Origin of the sequence: Mesorhizobium sp. B2-3-10, from assembly GCF_006442275.1 — a bacterium.
GTDB lineage: Bacteria > Pseudomonadota > Alphaproteobacteria > Rhizobiales > Rhizobiaceae > Mesorhizobium > Mesorhizobium australicum.
In genome coordinates this window covers 874,256-893,181 of the sequence record NZ_VFVT01000001.1, presented here as the reverse complement: position 1 = coordinate 893,181, position 18,926 = coordinate 874,256, and the positions used below count along the sequence as shown (strand labels likewise).

Genomic DNA, 18,926 nt, shown 5'->3' with positions numbered 1-18,926 from the left:
CTCAGGCGGCCGCTTTGAGCGACGCCTTCTGGCTGGCAAAGGCCCAGTCGAGCCAAGGCAGCAGCGCTTCGAGATCGGAGGTCTCGACGGTTGCGCCGCACCAGATGCGCAATCCCGGCGGGGCATCGCGATAAGAACCGATGTCGTAGGCGACGCCTTCCTTGTCGAGCGTCGAGACCACGCCCTTGGCAAACGCCGCCTGTCCATCAGCGTCGAGCGCCGCGATATCGGGGTCGGTGAAGGACAGACAGACCGACGTGTTCGAGCGTGTCGCCGGGGCCACCGCAAGATGGCCGAGCCAGGATGATCTTTCCACGAACCGATCGAGCACGGCGGCATTGGCATCCGCCCTGGCAATCAGCGCATCGAGGCCGCCGACCGACTTAGCCCAGTTCAACGCGTCGAGATAATCCTCGACGCAAAGCATCGACGGCGTGTTGATGGTTTCGCCCTTGAAAATGCCCTCGATCAGCTTGCCGCCCGAGGTCAGGCGGAAGATTTTCGGCAGCGGCCATGAAGGCTTGTAGCTCTCCAGCCGCGCTACGGCGCGCGGCGACAGGATCAGCATGCCATGCGCGCCCTCGCCGCCCAGCACCTTCTGCCAGGAGAAGGTCACGACATCGAGCTTCTCGAAGTCGAGCCTTTGCGCGAAGGCCGCGGAAGTAGCGTCGCAAATGGTCAGGCCCTTGCGATCGGCGGGAATGAAGTCACCGTCCGGCACGCGCACGCCCGAGGTCGTGCCGTTCCAAGTGAAGACCACGTCGCGATCGAAATCGATCTTGGCCAGATCCGGCAGCGCGCCGTAGCCAGCCTCGATCTTGCGCACATCGGCGAGCTTCAATTGCTTGACGACATCGGTGATCCAGCCGGAGCCGAAGCTTTCCCAGGCGACCATGTCGACGCCGCGCTCGCCGAGCAGCGACCACAGCGCCATCTCGACGGCACCTGTGTCGGAGGCCGGCACGATGCCGATCCGGTAGTCGGCAGGAACCTGGAGTATCTCGCGCGTCAACGCGATCGCCTGCTCGATCTTGGTCTTGCCGATCTTGGCGCGGTGGGAGCGGCCGAGCGCGGCAGCTTTCAGCGCCTCGACCGACCAGCCGGGACGTTTTGCGCAGGGACCAGAGGAAAAATTGGGATTTGCCGGACGGAGTCCGGGCTTCGTAAGCGTCGTCATCGTGGTCTATCCTTCCAGATAGTGGCCCCTCGTTGGGGAGGGGTGGCCCACGGACGGCGATATGCGTTCAGGCTTCGGGCGTCAAGAGGAAAGTTTTTGTCGCTGCCGGGATACCGGATGCATGTCGCCCAAAAGTGCGCGGCGGTTTTGGGGCTACGGCATGCATCGAGAAGAAGGCCCGCAAGCAGTATTTCGTGATTCAAACGCAAACGGCGGACCACAGGGATCCGCCGTCAAAGCCCCGTCTTTCCCAAACCTTACCAGAGGTCGTAGCGTAGCCCGAGCTTGACCGTCTGGTAGTCTATGCCCTTGTGAATGTTGAAGGCGCCATTGTCATAGGCGACATACTTGCCGTCCGGCACCGAGAAATACTCATAGCCCAGATCGACGGAAACGTTCTTGGTAACCTGATAAGATAGCCCGGCGCCGATCGAGTAAGCGAAGTTGAATTTGGCAGCCGTATCGGTTTGGCCATCATACCCTGCGGGATCATTGCAGAAAAACCCGCCAGTTCCGGCGGAGTTGACCGGTGTTTCCACGCAATCCTTCGCGCCGATGCTCTTGTAATATTTGTTGTACGCAAGGCCGATGCCGCCGCCGATATAGGGAGTGATCCCAACATAAGTGCCAAGGTCGACATAGCCATTGGCCATGAGACTGTACGCTTTGTTATTGCCATTGTCGACCTGATCGCACAACTGCGATGCGGGCGCGGAATTGATCGTTCCGAAACCGTCATCTACGAGCGTAGTGCCTTTGCAGGTGGTGGAAAGTTTCTGGTGATCGGCGAATTTATTGGTCGGCAGAATCCCGCCATTCAGTTCCACACGAAGATAGTCGTTGACGTGATAGCCCATGCCGACGCTGCCCGTAAAAAGGCTGCTCTCGGACGTAAAGCTGTTCAGAGGCCCGCTCGAGACCTCCTCGTGATCGAATGGATGGCTGAACGCATATCCTACATCGCCGCGCAGGTACCAGCCGGAGCCGACCTCGACCGGCACATAATCCGGCGCCTGGTCGACATAGATCGGCGGATCGTAGTCGGCGGCGATTGCAGGCGCCAGCGGCAACAGCAGTGCGGCAAGCGCCAGCGCCATACGCGATATTGATATCATGGTCCCCGGCTCCCGAATTCGGCGCCGTCAAACAAGCAACGGCGGCCAACGTTTCATGAGCCATTGTTAACCATAGTGGTTAAGTGCCGGTTAAGGCTAACAGAGGGTTAGCGAATTGATTTCGAACGGGCTGACCTCGGCTCATCTCAAACGAAAACCGCCCGGCTGATGCCGGGCGGTCGACGAATTCCTGGAAACTTCGAAGCGATTACTTGGTGTAGATCGGCTCGGGCTCCGGCTGATAGGCCACCACCGGCGCGGCGCAACCGTTGTTGCCGCCGAACTGGTAACGCAGACCGCCGCGCACCTCGTGGGTGTTGAAGCCGTGATCGAAGCCCGGCCCGGCGCCCGGCGTGGCGCCGGCTGGACCATACTCGAACATGCGACCGCCTTGGATATGGGAGAAACGGTAACCAGCATCGAGGATGACTTTGTCGGTCAAGCAGTAGGAGGCGCCGGCCATTACCGCGTACGCGAAGCGCCAGCTGGATGTTCCGGGGTTGGACTCGGTTGCGCCCGGGGTCGGGTCGTAGACAGTATCCCATTTGACGCGCGCTCCGCCGATACCGGCGCCGACATAGGGCGTGATGCCGTGCCAGGTGCCGATATCGACATAGGCATTTGCCAGAAGCAGCAAGGCGCTCATCTTCGACGACTCGACCGAGACCGTGGTGAGATCCGAGGTGCCGCCGTTGAAGTTCGACTTGAACCAGTAGTCGGCGGTCAGGTCGGTGCGGAAGTGTTCATTGATCTTGTAGCCGACGCCGCCGCCAAGCGAGAAGCCGCCCTTGAGCTTGCCATAGTCGAAGGACTTGCTCCCGGCGACCCCGACAGGAGGCCCGCACGGGCAAGGCGCGGCGCCGTAGGTGATGTAGTCGATGTCACCGACCTTCGACTTGTGATAGTCGAGGTCGCCACGGATATACCAGCCGCCGACATCGACCGGTTGCTCATAGACCGGCGGCGGCGCTTCTTCGACTTGCGGCTCGGGCAGGTCAGCTGCGAACACCGGCCAGGCCAAGCCCGCGAACAGCAGCGCGAACAGGGCCTTTCTTGCTGTATTGAACATGCTTGTCACCCCTAGAAACCTCGGAACGGCGATCGCGTCCGAATAAGATTGGCTTTCAGGCGTGGATAATGAATTGCAAAAGTTAAAAGGCGTTTAACCCTGTCGATTAACCACGAATCTCCAGAATCCCGGAGATCTGGCAAGGATTTCGACAGAAAGAGACCGATCCTTTGCCAACAAAAAAGCCCGCCGGAGGGGCGGGCTTCGATGCAATGAAGGCGGCGGCGTGACGCCTTCGAGGCTGGCGGGGATCAGGCGGCGCTGCTGCGGGTTTCCGAGATGACCCCGACGATGTCGTTGACGACGGCCTCGACCAGTTGCGGATCGTCGCCCTCGGCCATCACACGGATCAGCGGCTCGGTGCCGGATGGACGGATGACCAGCCGCCCGGCCTTGCCGAGACGATGGCGGGCGTCCTCGATCGCGGCCTTGACCGGGGCTTCCTCCAACGGTTTTCCGCCGGCGATGCGAACGTTCTTCAGCAGTTGCGGCACCGGCTCGAACTTCTTCGACAGTTCGCTGACCGGGCGGCCTTGCCGCTTGATGCAGGCCAGCACCTGCAGTGCCGAGACCAGCCCGTCGCCGGTGGTCGAGAAGTCGGACAGCACGATGTGGCCCGACTGCTCACCACCGACATTGAGCCCATGCGCGCGCATATGCTCCACGACATAGCGGTCACCGACCTTGGTGCGATGCAATTGCAGCTTCATGTCGCCGAGAAAGCGCTCGAGGCCGAGATTGGACATGACCGTCGAAACGACGCCACCGCCAGCCAGCCGCCCGCTCTGGTGCCAGGACTCGGCAATCAGCGCCATGATCTGGTCGCCGTCGACGATGGCGCCGTTCTCGTCGACGATGACGACCCGGTCCGCATCGCCATCAAGCGCGATGCCGATGTCGGCGCGCACTTCGTGCACCTTTTTCTGCAGATCGGCGGGATGGGTCGAGCCGCATTCCTTGTTGATGTTGAAGCCATTGGGTTCGACATTGATGGCCACGACTTCGGCGCCCAGTTCCCACAGCGCCTCGGGCGCCACCTTGTAGGCCGCGCCATTGGCACAGTCGACGACGATCCGCAGACCCGAAAGCGACATCGAGCGCGGCAAGGTGCGCTTGGCGAATTCGATGTAACGGTCATGCACGCCGTCGACGCGCTTGGCGCGGCCAAGCCCGTCGGAATCGGCGAGCGCCAGTTCGATATCCTTGTCGAGCATGCTCTCGATGCGCTCTTCGATCTCGTCGGACAGCTTGTAGCCGTCTGGGCCGAACAGCTTGATGCCGTTGTCGTAGTAGGGATTGTGAGAGGCCGAGATCATGACGCCAATGTCGGCGCGCAGCGAGCGCACCAGCATGGCAACCGCCGGGGTCGGGATCGGGCCGAGCAGAAACACGTCCATGCCGGCGGCGCAAAGGCCGGCCACCATCGCGTTTTCGATCATATAGCCGGACAGCCGGGTGTCCTTGCCGAGCACGACACGATGGCGATGGCTGCCGCGCTGGAACGAAAGGCCGGCGGCCATGCCGACCCGCATGGCGATTTCCGCGGTCATCGGAAACTTGTTGGCGCGCCCGCGAATGCCGTCCGTGCCGAAGTAATTCCCTGCCATGCCAGTCAGTTTCCTTGGTTGTCCTTAGCCGGCACGTCATGCCACAATTGGCCGTCGTGCCTCGATCACATTGTGTGATTATATGTTACCAATCCTTAGAAAATCATTGTTGTGCGTTGCACACAACATGGCCGCAGCCTAGCACGGAGACGCTATGGCGTCACATATACCAGTTTTGCCAGCCATTCGGCGCGGATACATCCCGAGAATTCTTGCCTCGGCGGCAGTCAGGCCGAATGATTTCATCACCTTGTCGTTAGAAAGCGATTTCGGCGATATATAAGCCGCCTGGCATCTGGCGCAACCGACCGTTGAGCGTTATTGATTCGCTGGGACGTATAATGGGCTGCAGCCACGGAGAAACGCTATGCTCATCCACCGAATTGCTACTCTGACCGGCCTTGCGGTCGCGACGTTGTTCCTGGCCGCGCCAGCCAACGCGCTGACGATGGCCGAGTGCAGCACGAAGTACAACGCCGCCAAGGACGCTGGGACACTTGCCGGGGCGACCTGGAACCAGTTCCGCAAGGCACAGTGCGGCACCGACGCCGCCGCCACCACCGACACCAAGGCGGCCACGACCAAGGCTGCTGAAACCAAGCCGGCCGAAGCCAAGCCGGCCAAGACCACCAAGGCCGCCGCAGCGGCCAGCGACAGCACGGCCAAGGGCCTGACCGCCAAGGAATGCAGCACCAAGTACCAGGCGGCCAAGGCCGCCGGCACATTGAACGGCATGAAGTGGAACGACTTCCGCAAGGCCGAATGCGCCGCTGGCGCATCCGCCGCCGCCGACACCGTCAAGCCGGCGACCACGACGGCCGCAGCTTCCGGCAAGGGCCTGAGCATGGCCGAATGCAGCACCAAGTACCAGGCTGCCAAGACGGCGAACACGCTGAAGGGCATGAAGTGGAACGACTTCCGCAAGGCCGAATGCGGCGCCAGTGCCTCGGATGACGACAGCGTGCCCGCTCCAAGCGAGGCGAGCTACACCAAGGAACCCGCAAAGCCGACGACGGTTGCCCCCAAGGGCGTCACCTTCCCGTCCGCGATCTCGGCGAAATATGCCAGCGAGACCCCCGGAAAAGGCCGCATGCATACCTGCCTTGACCAGTACTATGTCCTCAAGGACGCCAACGCACTCGGCGGCCTGAAGTGGATCCAGAAGGGCGGCGGCTTCTACAGCCTCTGCAATGCCAAGCTGAAGGGCTGAGCCGCGCATAGCATTCCCCCCGGATCGATGGGGCATGACGGTGAATTGAATTAGATGAAATCTGGCAAGGCCAGGCAAAGGCCCGCGATGCATCTGCTTCGCGGGCCTTTTGTTGCGCACGAAGACGCCAGGGTCTTGCTCGCGTCTGCATATCGCGGAAGCTGCCTGCATCATCAATTCGCTTACACTCCCCGCCGCGAGGCTGATTGGTAACTCATGAAAATTCTGATTGAACATATCAGGAACAAACAGTATACAAAAGACGTCTGAACTTGTCATCAACCAGGAGGATCTTATGCCCAGTTTAAAATTGGCGGTATTGGCTGTGACGGCATTGGTTGCTTGCGGCGTCGCCCCTGCAAGCGCATTGACGATGAAGGAATGTGGCGAGACCTATCGGACAGCCAAGGAGAGCGGCACTCTGAATGGCATGGACTGGGCCGCTTTCCGCAAGGAGAAATGCGCGACGTCGGCTGCGGAGAGTGTCAGCGCGGATAAGGTCGAAACCGCACCGCAGCCGAAAAAGGAAACCAGCGCGGCACTTGCCCCCACCGTAGCGCCAGCGGGCGTAACATTCCCGACCACCCTCGCCGCCGAGTTCGAGACCGAAAAGCCCGCGAAGGCACGGATGAAGACCTGCCTGCAGGGTTACCATGGCAACAAGGAGGCAGGTACGTTGAACGGCCTTCGCTGGATCCAGAAGGGCGGTGGTTATTACAGCCTGTGCAATGCGCGGCTGAAAGCTGAATCATAAAAAGCGATAACGGCGGAAAGCGGTTCACCGTTTTTCCCGCAGACGTGGCCGTTATCCTCAGGCTGTCCCGAGGATCTGCTGCCGGGCGACATCTGGACCTCGGGCTAGCCTGAGGTTGACGTTCCAAATGTACGTCCGGCCAGCCTCCTGATGCGATGTCGCCCAAAGGTGGTTTGGGGGCGACGACATACTTAGAAGCAAAGACTTAAAGCGCGTCGGGGATAGCGTCAAAGAACAGAGCGGTTCTGCGTTCCGTGAAACGGTGAACCGCTCTGGTCTAGCTTGACGGCTGTGGCTCCATGCCGCCTTCGGGCTCGGGACCCTTCTTGCGGCGGCCGCCGGACTTCGGCACGGCCGAGCCACGGCTCGGCGGCGTGTCGTCGCCGAGGTCGCGCGAGGGCTTGTTGCCCGCGATCAGCTGCTTGATCTCCTCGCCCGACAGCGTCTCGTATTCGAGCAGGCCCTGCGCCAGCGCGATCCATTCCTTCTTCTTCTTGGTCAGCACCGACTTCGCCGTCGAATAGGCCTCGTCGATCAGGCGGCGCACCTCGCCGTCGATGATCTGCGCGGTCTCTTCCGAAATGTTCTGCGTGCGCGCCACCGAATGGCCGAGGAACACTTCCTCCTGGTTGTCGCCATAGGCGACATGGCCGAGCTTGTCGGAGAAGCCCCAGCGCGTGACCATGGCGCGCGCCAGCTTGGTCGCCTGCTCGATGTCGGAGGAAGCACCGGACGTGATGTTCTCCTTGCCGAACTTGAACTCCTCGGCAACGCGGCCGCCCATCATGATGGCGAGGCGCGAGACCATGTATTTGTAGCTCATGGAATAGCGGTCGCCTTCCGGCAACTGCATGACCATGCCGAGCGCGCGGCCGCGCGGGATGATGGTCGCCTTGTGCAGCGGATCGGCCGACGGCACGTTGAGCGCCAGGATGGCGTGTCCGGCCTCGTGATAGGCGGTCAGTTCCTTCTCGGCCTGGGTCATGGCCGACGAGCGGCGCTCGGCGCCCATCATGATCTTGTCCTTGGCGTCCTCGAACTCGGCCATGGTGACGAGGCGCTTGTTGCGCCGCGCGGCCATCAGCGCGGATTCGTTGACCAAGTTCATCAGGTCGGCGCCGGAGAAGCCGGGCGTACCACGGGCGACGACCTTGAGGTCGACATTGGGCGCCAGCGGCACGTTGCGCACATGCACCTTGAGGATCTTCTCGCGGCCGACGATGTCTGGGTTCGGCACCACCACCTGGCGGTCGAAACGGCCTGGACGCAGCAACGCCGGATCGAGCACGTCGGGCCGGTTGGTGGCGGCGATCAGGATGATGCTTTCGTTGGACTCGAAGCCGTCCATCTCGACCAGCAGCTGGTTCAGAGTCTGCTCGCGCTCGTCATTGCCACCGCCGAGGCCGGCACCGCGATGGCGGCCGACGGCATCGATTTCGTCGATGAAGATGATGCAGGGCGCATTCTTCTTGGCCTGGTCGAACATGTCGCGGACACGGGATGCGCCGACGCCGACGAACATCTCGACGAAATCCGAACCTGAAATGGTGAAGAACGGCACGTTGGCTTCACCGGCGACCGAGCGGGCAAGCAGCGTCTTGCCGGTGCCGGGAGGGCCGACCAGCAGCACGCCGCGCGGAATCTTGCCGCCGAGGCGCTGGAACTTCTGCGGATCGCGCAGGAATTCGACGATCTCTTCGAGGTCTTCCTTGGCCTCGTCGACGCCGGCGACGTCCTGGAAGGTGACGCGGCCATGCGCCTCGGTAAGCAGCTTGGCCTTCGACTTGCCGAAGCCCATGGCGCGCCCGGAGCCGGACTGCATCTGGCGCATGAAGAATATCCACACGCCGAGGATCAGGATCATCGGCAGCCACGAGATCAGATAGCCGAACAGCGAATTGGAGCCGTCGGTCTCGGGCCGCGCATTGATGGTGACGTTCTTGTCCTGCAGCCGCGAGACCAGCTGGGGATCGCCGGGCGAATAGGTCTGGAAGCCGCTGGAATTGTCGGTGTAGTTGCCGGTGATGCGGGCGCCCGCGATGGTCACCGTCTTGACCCGGCCGGCCGCGACGTCCTGCAGGAACTGCGAATAAGGCACATCGCTCGAAGCCCCGCGCGTCTGCGGCGTCTGGAACAGATTGAAGAGGGCGATGAGCAGGACCGCTATGATCGCCCAGAGCGCGAGGTTGCGATAGTTCGGATTCATCAATTGTCCCGTTGGCGTCCGCGAGCGGACAGCATCATGAGAGGAAACTTGGGCCTAACATAGGGAGAGCGTACCCCCTTGCCAAGCAGAACAGCATGTCTGGGTTAAGCTTTCGCCCAGCATCAACCGGCACTAGGGCCACGCAATGGCAGGGCGGGAAGCGGTGCCGCGCCGATCAACCCGGCGACGGCGCGCGCCGGGGCCAGGTCGAAGGACGGCAGGAAGTGGGCAAAGGGAGCAACGACCGGCGAGGCCGCGAACCCTTGCGATGTCGGCCAATCGGGCTCCGGACCCACCTTCTCTGCGGCTTGCAGCCAGCCTGGTTCCGTCGCCAATGCCGCGCGCACCAGGCTTGGCGGGGTTTCGTCCCGGCCTACAGCCAGCCGCTTCGCCGCCATTGCCCCGAATGGCGCGATCAACAATGCGCCGCCGGCGTCGTTCAATGTGATTTGGCGGCGCCCATCCCAGATGGCGCCGTCGATCGTTGCCGCCGCCGCCGGCAAATCGCGCATCTCCCGACGCAGGAAGATGCCGGCGCGCCGGAAGTCGACCACTGTCCGCGACAATGTGGCGCAAAGAAATCCGGCTTTCAGCCGGGCGAACAACGCCTCGCCGCGGGCTTGGTCCGGCAGGAAGGCAATCCCGCCTGACGTCGCCAGGAGAACGCGCAGTGCGTATATCGCCGCCCGATCGGCGCCGGCGCCGAGCAGGGCCGGATCGAGCCGGATGAGGCCCGCCGCCGGCTGGCTGGCAAAGCGCTCGATCAGACGGGCGGCCTCACCGCCAAGCCGCGTCCGGTCGCCTGCCTGCCGCGCGGCCAACGCCAGCGCGTCGTTCATGCGTTGTGCGCCGGCCTGCCCGGCAAGGGCTGCGCGCATGCGCGGCCGCTCGAAGGCTTCATCGGCATTGGTCGGGTCCTCGGCCCAGCCGACCTGTTGGCGCCGCAGGAAATCGCGCAGCGCATGGCGCCGCACGCCGAGAAGCGGTCGCACGATCCAGTCGCGCCAGTCATGCAGGGTGGCGGGCGCCATGCCGGCGAGGCCCCGCCCCTCGTCGCGGATCGCATCGTTGCGATCGCGCCGCATCAGCACCGTCTCGGCCTGGTCGTCCGCTGTATGTCCGGTCACGATCAGGCCGACGCCTTCCGCCCGGGCGGCGCTGGCCAGCAGCCGGTAGCGCGCCTCGCGCGCCGCCGCCGGCAGGCCGGTCGACGGCTTGGCGCCGGACCAGGCCAGGATGCGGTGGGCGATGCCGCGTTCCGCGCAAAGCTTCGCCACGGTCCGCGCCTCATCGGCCGAACCCTGTCGCAACCCGTGGTCGATCGTGACCGCGAGCAGCTTCGCGGACGGTGCGGTTTTGTCGAGGTGCTGTTTGAGAAGGAGAAGGAGCGCAGTCGAATCGCTGCCCCCGGATACGGCCGCGACGGCGCCGTTGGAAAAATCGATATGCGAAAAGAGTCCGGTCGAAAGATCAGGCCCGGTATCGAGCATCAATCCATGTCGCCAAAAAGCGGTCCCGGTTTTGGGACTACGAGACCCCCAGAAAAAATCAGCACGCAGCCAGGGCCTTCTCCTGCTTGACGCGTTCCTTGAGTGTGCTGGAAATATCGGGATAGCGCTTGCCGACCTCGCTGAAGGTGGCGCAGGCAACATCGTGCTGCTTGAGACCGACCAGCGACACGCCCAGCTTCAACAGCATGTCGGGCGCCTTCTTGGCTTTGGGATAATCCTTGCTGGCGGCGAGGAAGACTTCCGCCGCATCGCGATATTTCTGCTGGCCAAGCAGCGATTCCCCCAGCCAGTAATGCGCGTCCGCCGCCTTGGCGTCCTTGGGGAAGCGCGAAATATGATCGCGGAAACCCTGTTCGGCGGTGCCGTAGTCACCCGACAGGATGAACTGGTAGGAGTTGCGATAGAGCTCTTCGGGATTGTTGGTCGCGGGCAGCGCCGCGACCACCGTGCCGCCGGCCTTGCCGGCCTTGGCCGGCGCGCTGGCGGCTGGTGCCGTGTCCTGTGCCGGCGCGGTTGCCTGCGTGCTGCCGCCGGCATCGATCACATTGCCGTTCTTGTCGACAGTGATGGACCCAAAGGTCTTTTCGGGCGCTCCCTTGCCGGGGATCACCTTGCCGGGGTCACCGTCGGGTGACTCGACGATGACGTCCTCGACCGTCTTGCCGCCTGTGGATTGATCGCCGCCGGGCGCGGCCCCGGCATCGGCCGGCGCCTGGGTTGCCGGGGCCGAGGCCACGTCGGTGTTGGTCCCGGTGGTGGCATCTGATTTCTTCTGCGCCGGCGGTTGTCCACCTTGCGAGCCGCCTTCAAGCTGCTGGAAGCGGAACTCGTTGTCTTCCTGCTGTTTGCGGATCTGCTCCTGCATCTGCAGGATCTGGAAATTGAGTTCCTCGACCTTGCCGGTCAGCTGCCGCATTTGGTCCTCGAGCCCGGTCACGCCGGCGCCGCTCGACTGGGCGAGCTGGACCTGATCTTGCTTTTTCTTCTCGCCGAAAAGGCTGGGCAACTCGAGTGTCGGCAGATGGAAGGAAAAGCCGGTCTCGGCTGTTTGCCCTGTACCGCTCGCCGAAGCGGTTACGCCTGATAGGAGCAGCAGCGCCAGCGTGCCGCTTAGAACCGATCTCAAATGCATGTGTCTCTCGCCGTCCAATCGTTAGCTTGTTCGCGCCTTCCAATCGATGTGAGACCAGCCAAGCGCCCTCGGCTCATAGCAGGGCGCGAGACTTCGGCCAAATTTTGTTTCGGGTGTCAGGATATGAAAAAGGCGGCCCGAGGACCGCCTTTCGCAAAGATGTGTTGTATTTTTGCCATCTGTGCCGTGCGCGCCTTTCGGCGCGCGACGCCTCAGGAACCAGCGCCGCTGAGCGTGGTGACGGCGCGGCGGTTCTGCGACCAGCAGGAGATGTCGTCGCATACGGCGACCGGACGTTCCTTGCCGTAGGAAATCGTCTTGAGACGGCTCGCCGAAACGCCCTTGGAAACCAGGAAGTCGCGCGTGGCGGCGGCACGGCGGGCACCGAGCGCCAGATTGTATTCGCGCGTGCCGCGTTCGTCGGCATGGCCTTCGACGACGATGGCATACTGCTTGTACTGGTTCAGCCACTGTGCCTGGCGCGACAGCGTCGTCTGTGCGTCGGCACGGATCGAGGTCGAGTCCGTATCGAAGAAGATACGGTCGCCGATGTTGACGGTGAAGTCCTGTGCCGAGCCGGGTGTTGCGGCACCCGCGCCATTGAGGCCAAGGTCAGCGGCGCTGTTCGGCGTCTTCTTCGAAGCGCAACCGGTGATGGCGAGCATCGCCACCAGCGCGATCATGGCCGGGTTTCTGGTCAGTGCTGCGATACGGCCCATGCCGCCTCTCCTTCGTATTCGAGTGATCATGTTTCGAGTGATTTCGTTGATCACCCAGTAACCACGTTTGGGTTAACCGGCATTCAAGAAACACGGTTAAAATTTGGTTTAGGCTGCCCGTCCGCAGCTGTTTTGTCATAGGCCACAGTTGGCGCGGACCCTAGGCGGAAATGCGGCCAAAACGCGACAAAGGCATGGAAAAGGGGAATGTAAGGGGGAATTGAAGAGTTGGAGAACTGAAGAATTGAAGAAGGATGTTCACCCTAGCTTCACTCTGAGGTTCACCAGCATTCCGTACACCTGGCCATACGATTGTAGCCACTCGTCCCGTTGCGCCTGCGAGATGTATTCGAGATCGAACGCGTATGAAATCCACGTCTCCACTTCACTGCACGAGCCTATGGCCATCGAAATGAACCGGGCAAATTCAGCTTTGGAGTGGGTCTGTTTGGCAAATCCCTCGGCCAGATTGGCGCAAATCCCTTTGCTGGAACGCCGCAACTGATCGGCCAGCGCGTATTGCTCTATCTTGGGAAAAGCGAGGGTGGCCTTGTGAACCGCCAGAGAGACCACGTAAGCGCGCTTGTAGACCTCTAGATCCTTTGCTCGCTTAACGTAGCCCTCTGCTTTCACCATTTCTTCAATTCTTCAGTTCGCCAATTCCCGTTCTATTCCAGCAGCGGCGACCAGGCCGGATCCGAAGCAAAGTTCGTCGTCGGGATCGGCTGCTCGTTGCGGCCGGTGAGATCGACGGAAACCAGTTTCGGGCCGCCATTGGCGTCGCGGAAGAACATCAGCACGCGGCCGTTCGGCGCCCAGGTCGGGCCTTCCTGCTGGAAGCCGGACGACAGGATGCGCTCGCCCGAGCCGTCGGTCTTCATGACGCCGATCTGGAATTCGCCGCCGCTCTGCTTGGTGAAGGCGATGAGGTCGCCGCGCGGCGACCACACCGGCGTCGAATAGACGCCGTCGCCGAAGGAGATGCGGGTCTGGCCCGATCCGTCGGCGCCCATGACGTAGATCTGCGCGCGACCGCCACGGTCGGAGGTGAACACCACCTTGCTGCCGTCGGGCGAGTAGGAAGGCGAGGTGTCGATGGCGGTCGAGTTGGTCAGCCGCGTCGTCGAACGGCTGCGCAGGTCCATGGCGAAGATGTTGGAATTGCCGTCGTCGCGCAGCAGGCTCATGATCACCTTCTGGCCGTCGGGCGAGAAGCGCGGTGCAAAGGTCATGCCTGGAAAATTGCCTACCAGTTCACGCTGCCCGGTCTCGATCTGCAGGAGATAGACCCTGGGCTGGCCGCTCTCGTAGGACATGTAGGTGATTTCCTGCCGGTTCGGCGAGAAGCGCGGCGTCAGCACGATCGACCTGCCGTCCGAAAGGTAGCGGACGTTGGCGCCATCCTGGTCCATGATGGCGAGGCGCTTCTTGCGCGCGTTCTTGGCGCCGGACTCGTCGATGAACACGACACGCGTGTCGAAATAGCCCTTCTCGCCGGTCAGCCGCTCATAGATGGCGTCGGCGATGATATGGGCGACGCGGCGCTGATTGGCGTCGTTGGCGAAGAACTGCTCACCGGCCATCTGCTGCCCCGCGAATGTGTCCCACAGCCGGTACTGGGCGCGGATGCGGCCGTCTGCTTCCTTGCTGACGCTGCCGGTGACCAGAGCCTGCGCATTGATCACCTTCCAGTCGTCGAAGCGGGGGGTTGCGTCCGGATTGGCGATCTTCTCGATGAAGGCGCTCTTGTCGATCGGCGCGAACAGGCCGGAGCGCTTCAAGTCGGCGGTGACGATCTGGGAAATCTGCGCGCCAAGTGCGTCGCCGCCCTGGAAATCGGTGATGGCGATCGGCAACGGCTCGACATTGCCCTTGTTGACGTTGAGTTCGACCAGCGCCCAGGCAGGCATCGGAACGATGGCCGTCATGCCCAGCGCCATGGCTGCAATGGTCAGGAGCGGCTTGAGGATTGATTTCATGTCTTCTCGCTTCTCATACTGATCTTCGGATATCAGGGCCTAGAGGCCGAGCATCTCCCTTGGGTCGAATGTGACCCGGATGTCGTTCCAGATGTCCTGCTTGCCGGCGGGAACTTGCAGGCCGGCCATGTCGCATTTCTGAACCGCGCGCACCGCGCTCTCGTCGAACTGCCTGTTGCCGCTCGACGTTTCAACGGAAGGACGGCCGTCGAGCTTGCCGGAGTTGTTCAGGTTGAAACGGACGACGACGACGAAATTCTCCGAACCTTCAAGCCCGGCCGGCAAGGTCCAGCAACCGCCGAGCTGGCTTTCCAGGGCGCCCTGCTCCGACTTCGACAGCTTCTGGCCCTGATCCTTGTCGCCGCCGAGCGACGCTTGCTGCGTCGAGCGCTTGGCGCCGCCGCCGGACGGCTTCTGCTTGTCGAGCAGCGCCGAAATCTCGTTGGCGTTGAACTGCTTGTCGTCCGACTTTGGCTTGGACGAGGCTTCCTTGACCGGCTTGTCGGCATCCTTGCGTTCAGGCGCCTTGGCGCTTTCGGCCTGTGCCGGCTGCGGCTTCGGCCGGGCCTCCGGCGCGGGCGCCGAATTCGGCAACTGCGTCTCCTCGGTGGGCGGGTCCTTGGCTATGGCCTCGGCGACGGCGTCGGGCTTGACCTCGGGCGTCGGATCGATGGCGGCGGTCTTGTCCTGCGGCGGCGGTGTCGGCGCGGGCTTTGCCGGAGTGGGCTTCGGCTCGGTCTGCTTGACCGGCTCAGGCTTGACCTCTTCCTTGGGCGTCGGCGCTGGCGCCACTTCCGTCGCCGGAATGGGCTTGGGCTTTTCCTGCGGCTTCGGCACGTCCTCGGTCTTCGGGATTTCCTTCGGGGTCGGCGCGGGCGCCGGAGCCGAGGTCGTGTCGACGGGTTTCGGCTTGGCCTCAGGCGTTATCGGCTTGTCGGTGTCGACGCTGTTTTCGCCGACCTTCTGTGCATTCGGCACGATATCGGGACGCTGCGTCGGCAACGGCGCCGGCTTTTCATGCATCACGGCCTTCTTGTCGCCCTGCAGGGTCTGCGCAATGGCTTCCATCGGCACGATATCGACCGCGACGGACTCGACATCGGCGGACGGAAGCGCGGCCGGCGCCGACAGCGTGAACAGGCCGAAGGCCAGCACCGCCGTGTGCAAGATCACCGATGTGGTGAGGCCGGTCCTCATCGTGCGTCTATTGATCCTGTTCCTGCAGTGAAACCAGGCCGATGTTCTTGTAGCCAGCGGCCGAAATGCGGGCCATCACCTTCATCGCCGTGCCGTAGTCGGTCGACTTGTCGCCTCGGATGAAGATGCGCTCTTCATAGCCGGTCTTCGAGATCGCCTGCAGCTTGGCCACCAGCTCCTCGATCGGAATCTCGGTTTCCTGCAGGAAGATCTTGCCGGTCGCATCGATCGACACGGTGATCGGCTGGGTGTCGGCATTCATCGCCTTGGCCTGCGTGTCGGGCAGGTCGATCGGCACGCCGACCGTCAGCATCGGTGCGGCGACCATGAAGATGATCAGCAGCACCAGCATCACGTCGACCATCGGCGTGACGTTGATCTCCGACATCAATGCATGGTGACGGCCGCGCCGTCGATGACCCCTGCCGCCACGTCCACCACCTGCGCCTACAGACATTCCCATGATCGTCCCTCAGGCCTTCGGCGCGACTTTTTCATCGATTTGGCGCGAGAGTATGGCGGAGAACTCGTCGGAGAACCCCTCCATCCGCACGGCGATCTTGCTCGCATCCGATGACAGCTTGTTATAGGCGATGACCGCCGGAATGGCGGCGAGCAGGCCGATGGCCGTCGCCAGCAGCGCCTCGGCGATGCCGGGCGCGACCACCGCGAGACTGGTGTTCTTTGAGCCGGCGATGGCCTGGAACGAGGTCATGATGCCGATGACGGTGCCGAACAGGCCGATGAAAGGTGCCGCCGAGCCGGTGGTGGCGAGAAAGCCGAGGCGGCCCTCCAGCTTTTCCATCTCACGGGTCAGCGCCAGGTCCATGGCCTTGTCGATGCGGGTCTGCAGGCCGAGCGGCGACTTGGCGCCTTTCTCGAAACTCTTCTTCCATTCGCGCATGGCGGCGACGAAGATGGCGCCCATGCCTGTCGTCTTGCGGTCGGCAAGAGTGCGGTAGAGTTCCTCCAGCGACTGCCCGGACCAGAAAACCTGCTCGAAGCGGTTCAGCGCCAGGCGCATGCGGCCGTAGGCAACCAGCTTGTCGACGATGATCGCCCAGGTCCACACCGAGGCGCAGAGCAGCCCGATCATGACCAGCTTGACCACCCAGCTGGCCTGCATGAACAAGGCCCAAATCGACAATTGCGCGCCCGGTTCGGCGAGTGCGATATTTTCCATCGTTACGTCCTTAAGATTTTCCGGGCGAAGCTGGCGGCTGGCCCATGGCATCCCTTGTGGTCGGTTCGCACGAAGCTACCGGACACCCCAAACCGTGCCGTTAGCGGCCTTTTCGGGGCAAATATTGGTCAAAGGAAGGCGCTCGATAACGCCAATCTTCACCAATCTCTTCATGAACCGTTATGGTTAAGGATGGGTTAGTCCATAAGGCGCGGCGCATTGCCGCGCCCCGGCACCGCGCCGGCGAAGTCAGCACGCGATCCGTCCAATCAGTCCTGGGGAACGACCTTGGGTATGAACGCCGCCACCCATTCCTTGGGAAAACGCCTCGGCCGGCCGTTTTCGCCGATGATCGCCGCCTCGACCTTGGCCTCGACCAGCACCTCTTCGCCGCGCTTGAGCTGCTGCGCCATGAAGATACGCGCGCCGGAAATGGTCTCGGTGCGGGTGTCGACGGTCAGGATGTCATCGATACGGGCGGGGATGCGGAAGTCGATCTCCATGCGGCGCACCACCCACACGATCTTCTCGCCGTGCTTGCCGTCGGCGAGTTCGGTGTGATGCACGCCGGTGAGCCTGAGATAGTCGGAGCGGCCGCGCTCGAGGAATTCCAGATAACGCGCGTGATAGACGACACCCGAGAAATCGGTATCGGCATAATAGACCCGCGCCATCAGCCGGTGGCCGAACGCGGTCAGCGCACCGGAAAGCCCTGCCAGCAATGCCGCGGATTCACCATGATCGCCCATTGCGCTTCCCTTTTGGATGCCGACGCGGCAGGTATTTTTTGGCGCATGAACCCGATGGCACTGTTGACGACGATGATCAAGACCTTGATGGCGGTCGTGCTGGCGCTGGCCGCTTCTACACTCTCGGGCGAGGCGGCGACCTTCTCCATGAAGGGCGGTCTCAATCTCGACCAGTGGGTCACCTGGCCCGGCGAGGACCAGTGGGGTGATGCCAAGGCCATCCTGCCCTACCCGGAATGGCGCAAATTCCTCAACGAGGACGACCTCAAGGCGCTGAAGGATGCCGGCTTCGATTTCCTGCGCATGCCGGTCGATCCGTCGCCTTTTCTCTCGGACAAGACAACGGACCTTCGTGACCAACTCTATGCCAGCGTGCTGGACTCGGCGCGCATGATCAATCGCGCCGGACTGAAGGTCATCGTCGACATGCACCTGATCCCGGCCGGCGGCGGCCGCAAGATCGGCATGGGCGAAGTGATGGACGACCCCGCGACCTTCGACCGCTATGTCGAGGTGGTTCGCGGCATGGCGCGCACGCTGGCCGCCGAAGATCCCGAGAAGGTCGCTTTCGAACCCATGAACGAGCCGATCGTCGATTGCGACAGCGACGGCACCAGCCTGTGGCCCGACCGCCAGCGCAAGCTGTTCGCGGCGGCGCGCGCCTCGGCGACGAAACTGACGCTGATCCTGACCGGAGCTTGCTATTCCGCTGCTTCGTCTCTGGAAAAGATCGACCCCAAGACGATCCCCGACGACAACGTCATCTGGACCTTCCACTCCTATGACCCGTTCCTGCTCACCCATCAGGGCGCGACCTGGGCCGGCGACTTCATTCCCTATGTGACCGGCCTGCCCTATCCTTTGACCGCGGTGCCGAAGGCGCAGCTTGATGTGACGCTGGACACCATCCGCGCCCGGATCAAGGCCGAGGCGCCGTGGACACGGCAGCATGGCCTGCCTGCCTACCTCGACGAGCAGGTCGCCAGCATGGACAGCGCCGACAAGCTGCTTGGCTTGATGGATGCGCCGTTCAAGGCTGTCGAGGCTTGGGCGAGGGCCAACGGCATCAAGCCGGAAGACATCACGCTGGGCGAGTTCGGCATGATCCGCCAGGAGTATGGCAATGCCTACGTGATGCCGGCCGAATATCGGGCCGCCTATGTCAGGGACATGATCGCTCGGGCCGAAGCGCATGGCTTCTCATGGTCGGTGTGGAGCTATGGCGGGGCTTTCGGCATCGTCGACGCATTCAATGGCGACAAGGCCGAGCCTGACGTGCTGGACGCAATCCGAAGCCTGCCATGACCCGAAGCCTGCC

The 18,926-nt window shown here is 62.6% G+C and carries 17 protein-coding genes; 3 read left to right on the top strand and 14 right to left on the bottom strand.

Annotated elements, in window-relative coordinates:
* Window position 1: 1 nt before the first annotated feature.
* From FJ943_RS04535 to glmM, 4 genes are all read right to left on the bottom strand, one after another.
* On the bottom strand, window positions 2–1,177 hold the full coding sequence (locus tag FJ943_RS04535; protein ID WP_140720008.1) for a phosphoserine transaminase: 1,176 nt from the start codon (window positions 1,175–1,177) through the stop codon (window positions 2–4).
* A 257-nt stretch (window positions 1,178–1,434) separates the two neighbouring features.
* A complete protein-coding gene (locus FJ943_RS04530; RefSeq protein WP_318011828.1) occupies window positions 1,435–2,274 on the bottom strand; it encodes an outer membrane beta-barrel protein in 840 nt (279 codons plus the stop codon).
* 226 nt (window positions 2,275–2,500) lie between these two features.
* Window positions 2,501–3,361, bottom strand: a complete 861-nt coding sequence (locus FJ943_RS04525) for an outer membrane protein (protein ID WP_015315279.1) — start codon at window positions 3,359–3,361, stop codon at window positions 2,501–2,503.
* Window positions 3,362–3,612: 251 nt separating this feature from the next.
* Window positions 3,613–4,968: a phosphoglucosamine mutase gene (glmM, locus tag FJ943_RS04520; RefSeq protein WP_015315278.1), complete on the bottom strand. Its 1,356-nt coding sequence runs from the start codon at window positions 4,966–4,968 to the stop codon at window positions 3,613–3,615.
* Between the two features lie 367 nt (window positions 4,969–5,335).
* Between glmM and FJ943_RS04515 the strand changes: the two genes are divergently transcribed.
* Window positions 5,336–6,178 (top strand): hypothetical protein, encoded by an 843-nt coding sequence (locus FJ943_RS04515; protein ID WP_140720004.1) that lies wholly within the window; start codon window positions 5,336–5,338, stop codon window positions 6,176–6,178.
* 295 nt (window positions 6,179–6,473) lie between these two features.
* Window positions 6,474–6,932, top strand: a complete 459-nt coding sequence (locus FJ943_RS04510) for a hypothetical protein (RefSeq protein WP_015315276.1) — start codon at window positions 6,474–6,476, stop codon at window positions 6,930–6,932.
* Window positions 6,933–7,209: 277 nt separating this feature from the next.
* On the opposite strand, the gene ftsH is transcribed toward FJ943_RS04510, so the two are convergent.
* The 10 genes from ftsH to ybgC all read right to left on the bottom strand — a co-directional run bounded on the left by ftsH (window position 7,210) and on the right by ybgC (window position 17,608).
* The gene (ftsH, locus tag FJ943_RS04505) at window positions 7,210–9,138 is read right to left on the bottom strand and encodes an ATP-dependent zinc metalloprotease FtsH (RefSeq protein ID WP_015315275.1); all 1,929 of its coding nucleotides are present in this window, start codon (window positions 9,136–9,138) and stop codon (window positions 7,210–7,212) included.
* 122 nt (window positions 9,139–9,260) lie between these two features.
* A complete protein-coding gene (gene tilS, locus FJ943_RS04500; RefSeq protein ID WP_140720372.1) occupies window positions 9,261–10,628 on the bottom strand; it encodes a tRNA lysidine(34) synthetase TilS in 1,368 nt (455 codons plus the stop codon).
* A 58-nt stretch (window positions 10,629–10,686) separates the two neighbouring features.
* Complete coding sequence (ybgF, locus tag FJ943_RS04495) at window positions 10,687–11,781, bottom strand: tol-pal system protein YbgF (protein WP_140720002.1); 1,095 nt, start codon at window positions 11,779–11,781, stop codon at window positions 10,687–10,689.
* Window positions 11,782–11,993: 212 nt separating this feature from the next.
* Window positions 11,994–12,500, bottom strand: a complete 507-nt coding sequence (gene pal / locus FJ943_RS04490; protein ID WP_015315272.1) for a peptidoglycan-associated lipoprotein Pal — start codon at window positions 12,498–12,500, stop codon at window positions 11,994–11,996.
* Window positions 12,501–12,758: 258 nt separating this feature from the next.
* On the bottom strand, window positions 12,759–13,136 hold the full coding sequence (locus FJ943_RS04485; protein ID WP_140662648.1) for a four helix bundle protein: 378 nt from the start codon (window positions 13,134–13,136) through the stop codon (window positions 12,759–12,761).
* Window positions 13,137–13,168: 32 nt separating this feature from the next.
* Window positions 13,169–14,440 carry a Tol-Pal system beta propeller repeat protein TolB gene (gene tolB / locus FJ943_RS04480; protein ID WP_224531044.1) on the bottom strand — a complete coding sequence of 424 codons (1,272 nt, stop codon included), beginning with the start codon at window positions 14,438–14,440 and terminating at the stop codon, window positions 13,169–13,171.
* A 78-nt stretch (window positions 14,441–14,518) separates the two neighbouring features.
* Window positions 14,519–15,676 (bottom strand): TonB family protein, encoded by a 1,158-nt coding sequence (locus tag FJ943_RS04475; RefSeq protein ID WP_015315269.1) that lies wholly within the window; start codon window positions 15,674–15,676, stop codon window positions 14,519–14,521.
* Between the two features lie 7 nt (window positions 15,677–15,683).
* A complete protein-coding gene (tolR, locus tag FJ943_RS04470) occupies window positions 15,684–16,139 on the bottom strand; it encodes a protein TolR (RefSeq protein ID WP_023784270.1) in 456 nt (151 codons plus the stop codon).
* A 9-nt stretch (window positions 16,140–16,148) separates the two neighbouring features.
* Window positions 16,149–16,859 (bottom strand): protein TolQ, encoded by a 711-nt coding sequence (tolQ, locus tag FJ943_RS04465; RefSeq protein WP_015315267.1) that lies wholly within the window; start codon window positions 16,857–16,859, stop codon window positions 16,149–16,151.
* A gap of 269 nt (window positions 16,860–17,128) precedes the next feature.
* A complete protein-coding gene (gene ybgC, locus FJ943_RS04460; protein WP_140720000.1) occupies window positions 17,129–17,608 on the bottom strand; it encodes a tol-pal system-associated acyl-CoA thioesterase in 480 nt (159 codons plus the stop codon).
* Window positions 17,609–17,662: 54 nt separating this feature from the next.
* Between ybgC and FJ943_RS04455 the strand changes: the two genes are divergently transcribed.
* Window positions 17,663–18,913 carry a cellulase family glycosylhydrolase gene (locus tag FJ943_RS04455; protein ID WP_140719998.1) on the top strand — a complete coding sequence of 417 codons (1,251 nt, stop codon included), beginning with the start codon at window positions 17,663–17,665 and terminating at the stop codon, window positions 18,911–18,913.
* Window positions 18,914–18,926 lie beyond the last annotated feature (13 nt).